The organism is Phytobacter sp. V69 (assembly GCF_965644215.1).
Classification (GTDB): Bacteria; Pseudomonadota; Gammaproteobacteria; order Enterobacterales; family Enterobacteriaceae; genus Phytobacter.
Genome location: NZ_CBFFRL010000320.1, coordinates 1 through 3,502, shown reverse-complemented (window position 1 = coordinate 3,502; position 3,502 = coordinate 1). Strand labels below are relative to the sequence as shown.

Annotated in this window: 4 protein-coding genes and 1 pseudogene; 2 read left to right on the top strand and 3 right to left on the bottom strand. The window is 49.1% G+C overall.

All coding sequences use genetic code 11. From position 1 onward, the window contains the following. Window positions 1–77 precede the first annotated feature (77 nt). Window positions 78–824, top strand: a pseudogene (gene dgcQ / locus ACSZPU_RS24440) (cellulose biosynthesis regulator diguanylate cyclase DgcQ); the annotation flags it as partial. On the opposite strand, the gene ACSZPU_RS24435 reads toward dgcQ, so the two are convergent. Together ACSZPU_RS24435 and yodD are read right to left on the bottom strand one after the other, a co-directional pair. Next, window positions 779–1,618, bottom strand: a complete 840-nt coding sequence (locus ACSZPU_RS24435) for a mannosyl-3-phosphoglycerate phosphatase-related protein (RefSeq protein ID WP_499004164.1) — start codon at window positions 1,616–1,618, stop codon at window positions 779–781. The pseudogene dgcQ and the gene ACSZPU_RS24435 sit on opposite strands and share 46 nt — an antisense overlap. Before the next feature lie 299 nt (window positions 1,619–1,917). Beyond that, window positions 1,918–2,148: a YodD family peroxide/acid resistance protein gene (yodD, locus tag ACSZPU_RS24430; protein WP_499004162.1), complete on the bottom strand. Its 231-nt coding sequence runs from the start codon at window positions 2,146–2,148 to the stop codon at window positions 1,918–1,920. A gap of 128 nt (window positions 2,149–2,276) precedes the next feature. On the opposite strand from yodD, the gene dsrB reads away from it, so the two are divergent. After that, window positions 2,277–2,465, top strand: coding sequence for a protein DsrB (gene dsrB / locus ACSZPU_RS24425; RefSeq protein ID WP_499004160.1), 189 nt, complete (start codon window positions 2,277–2,279; stop codon window positions 2,463–2,465). A 41-nt stretch (window positions 2,466–2,506) separates the two neighbouring features. Here dsrB and rcsA read toward each other — a convergent pair whose 3' ends face one another. Further along, a complete protein-coding gene (gene rcsA / locus ACSZPU_RS24420) occupies window positions 2,507–3,130 on the bottom strand; it encodes a transcriptional regulator RcsA (protein WP_499004157.1) in 624 nt (207 codons plus the stop codon). Window positions 3,131–3,502: the final 372 nt, after the last annotated feature.

The following is a 3,502-nucleotide window of genomic DNA, read 5'->3' as shown; positions in this document are numbered from 1 at the left end:
CTCATTGGTTCACCTGTAAGATGTTGAGGTGAGCATATCACCTCTACTCAGGTGGCCAAATTCAGTGTGCCACTACACGGCTGGGCACGCGATTTGTGACCTGGGCGAGGCTCAAGCATTTCGATGGTACTGTGCTGCGTATCCATACGTTGCATGATGGGGTTCGCAGCGATTTTGGCAGTATCAGTATCGCGCTGGCGCTGCTATGGCTGCTGTTCACCGGCATGCTGCTGCTCTCCTGGGGAGTTATCCGTCGAATGGTCAGCAATATGTTCCAGCTCCAGCACTCGCTGCAGTGGCAGGCCTGGTACGATCCCCTGACGCGGTTGAATAATCGCGGCGCACTGTTTGAACGCGCCAGGGTACTGACAAAAGAGTGAGAGGCGAAACATATTCCACTCTCGGTGATTCAAATCGACCTCGACCATTTCAAGCGCATCAACGATCGTTTCGGTCATCAGGCCGGTGATTTGGTGTTGTCCTACGCCGCCGGGTTGATTGGCAAATCTGTCCGTGCGCAGGATGTTGCCGGACGCGTTGGAGGAGAGGAGTTTTGTGTATTGCTGCCGGGTGCGACGCTGGCCGATGCGGCTATGGTCGCGGATAAAATTCGCCAACGCATCAGCGACAAAGAGATTTTTGTGCAGAATAGCCAAACCGTTCGCGTCACCGCATCACTGGGGGTATGCAGCGCGCAGGAGAGCGGCAACTACGATTTCGAGTATCTCCAGTCCGTTGCGGACAGCCGGCTATATCTGGCAAAAAACAATGGCCGTAATCAGGTCTGCGCCGTGGACAGTGTGCCGCCGTCACCTAAAACATAATCCATCCCTTCGCGCCATCCCGCTGCGCCCTCCAGGGCGCAGTGATAAACCCGTTCTGGCGTATCGTGCTGTAAGTGGACTCCATGGCGGTTTAGCCCTTTTACTATTATGGCGAAATTGACGGCGTCCAGCAGGGGGGCATCGTTAGGACCGTCGCCTAATCCTATGGTGATATGGGTAATGCCACTGTAGTGGTGATACTGACGTATTAACCAGCTTACCGCCTGATCTTTTCCGCTGCGCTCATCAAGAACATGCCAGAATCGCGCTCCTTGTACGAAACGTAAACCCAGCTGCGCCAGCGCGGCGTCAAAGGCCTGCATACGCTCATCGCTGTCGCGCCAGATTAACGTCTCGGAAGCTTCCTGCAGGCGCGCCAGAGAAGCCTGTGCTGGAGGGAGCCCGGCGACATCGGCGAGGATACGCTCATCCATTTCGCTAAACGTCGTGAACTTGTAGCCATCACGCTTGCGCAATTCGACAAGCACTTTGGCAATTTCTGTATGTGAGGAGCCGGTGATGATGCGCGGATAGTTTTCATTACCCTGCCAGTGTTCATCAAGCTGAATGACCGCACCGTTTTCGGCAATAAAGGGCATACCTTCCAGACCCACCATGCGCTGCACGGCAATCATCTCGGCGGCGGTTTTGCTGCTACAAAGGATTAGCGGGACATGATATTCGCGTAACCGGGCAAGCCACTGTGCTGCGGGTTGCCAGTCGCCGGTGTGGCTGTCCTGGAGTGTGCCGTCAACATCGGAAAACACCAGCAACGGGTCATCAAGTGTTGGCATGGTCTGCTCCTTCCTGGCAGGTGATTGAACGATAAGACAATTCTTAATTTTTCATAAGGCCGACAGCCGAAACGCCGGGAACAATTGCGCTTAAGCGGCATGGGGCCGGGTTTTGTGGATACATTCGTAACTGAAATATTATGCTATCTAATTATTCAACTTGTGAATATTGGCTTGTCATGCAATAAGTTTGAGGATACAGTGCCGTCTACATCAGATTCCCTGGTGTAACGAATTTTCAAGTGCTTCTTGCAAGAGCAAGTTTTATCCCGGCCACCCCATGACCGGGATTTTTTCTTTTAGCGGTTTACTTCCGTAACGCTAAAGTCGTGAATATCGAGTTCGAACGCTTCCGCCAGTTCCCGCCAGGTATGATAATCCCGACCGTCGACGCTCACGCGCTGGCCATCACTGCCTTTCACCCGATGTATTTCGCTCTCACAGATCTCGCTTATCGCAGCCAACAGGGCATCAACATCGACATTGACATCCCGTTTCGCGGTTTCGCTGTACTCTTTGACTGTACTCATCCGTCTTACCTCATCGTCAGGCCCAGTGTTAAGTATAGTCGGTAGAAAAAATCGCCAGCTAAACGCGGGGACGCTGTCAGTTGTTGAGAATTGTTCTACACTGGCACAAATGAAACAGGAGGGTGGATATGAAGGTAAACGATCGGGTTACGGTCAAGACGGACGGTGGTCCGCGCCGTCCGGGTATTGTGCTGGCTATTGAGGAATTCAATGAAGGTACGATGTACCTGGTGTCACTTGATGATTACCCGCTCGGTATTTGGTTCTTTAATGAAAAAGGTCATCCGGACGGGATTTTTGTTGAATTGACTGATTAGTTTTTTCGCCCTCCGTACAGGAGGGTGATACTTCGATACCTTTACCGCATATTCACAAAGATGCCGCTGGTAACGTTGTCTGTCAGACGAACCACGTGATAGATCACTTGCTTATTATGTGTTTTGATTTTCCTTTTTATATTACCCTTATGTGATGATACCGTTTTGGCTTTAATATTCATCTGATCGGAAATCTGGATTGTATCTTGTCCCGACATCCACATCTTGAGCATGCTGGATTCTGTCCGACTCAGTGATAGCGTGGGCAAATTAATGTGCCCAATACTTTTTTTCTCTTTGCCGAGATAATCAGCCAAAATATCGTCCAGGGACTCAGGCTTTATTGATTTGGAGCTGATCAATAAATTATTGCGAACTAACAAATATTCATCGAAGTGAATATTAGCAATTGCCATAAATACAATAAATAACGTCCGGGGATGTTGATTAATGATTTGCTTTATATGTTGACTGCTCACAGGATCATGAATGAAGCAGTCCTCATTAATAAACACCACCGTGGGCTGTAACGCCGCACATGCCGATTCGAGTTCATCAACAGATACTACATCGTTGATTTCTCGTTTCTTTACCCCCCGACTTGCCAGATACCCCGTTAGTCCCAACCGGGTATAACTGCATAAGTCCATAATAATCGTTGACATGGCATACCCTCACTCAATGCGTAACGATAATTCACCCCCGCCAGAGGTCCCCGAACCACCAGGCAAAAAAGTAATAAACAATGAGCAGGACGACCTCAGGCGAAACCACTATCCCGTAAAGTTACGTATAATTTGCCAGGAATCATCTTAAAGTAAAGTAAATGTTGTGTTATGTGAGGGCCTTAAAAACAAATAACCCGCGCCGGGTATATCGTGGGAGATGTTTTTCCAATTTGATTTTAGGAATTTCCGTAAGCGTCTCATACATACCGTATTGACTTATAATGGCAATATACAGCAACTCAGAACCGTACAGACTTACTATTCCGTACTTTCTGATGGGAAAAAACACCTTAAAATTCAGGTTTAAAA

What these genes read in the sequence shown, in the direction of transcription:
- ACSZPU_RS24435 (WP_499004164.1), bottom strand. Translation starts at nt 1,618, where the DNA reads ATGCCAACACTTGATGACCCGTTGCTGGTGTTTTCCGATGTTGACGGC.
- yodD (WP_499004162.1), bottom strand. Translation starts at nt 2,148, where the DNA reads ATGAGTACAGTCAAAGAGTACAGCGAAACCGCGAAACGGGATGTCAAT.
- dsrB (WP_499004160.1), top strand. Translation starts at nt 2,277, where the DNA reads ATGAAGGTAAACGATCGGGTTACGGTCAAGACGGACGGTGGTCCGCGC.
- rcsA (WP_499004157.1), bottom strand. Translation starts at nt 3,130, where the DNA reads ATGTCAACGATTATTATGGACTTATGCAGTTATACCCGGTTGGGACTA.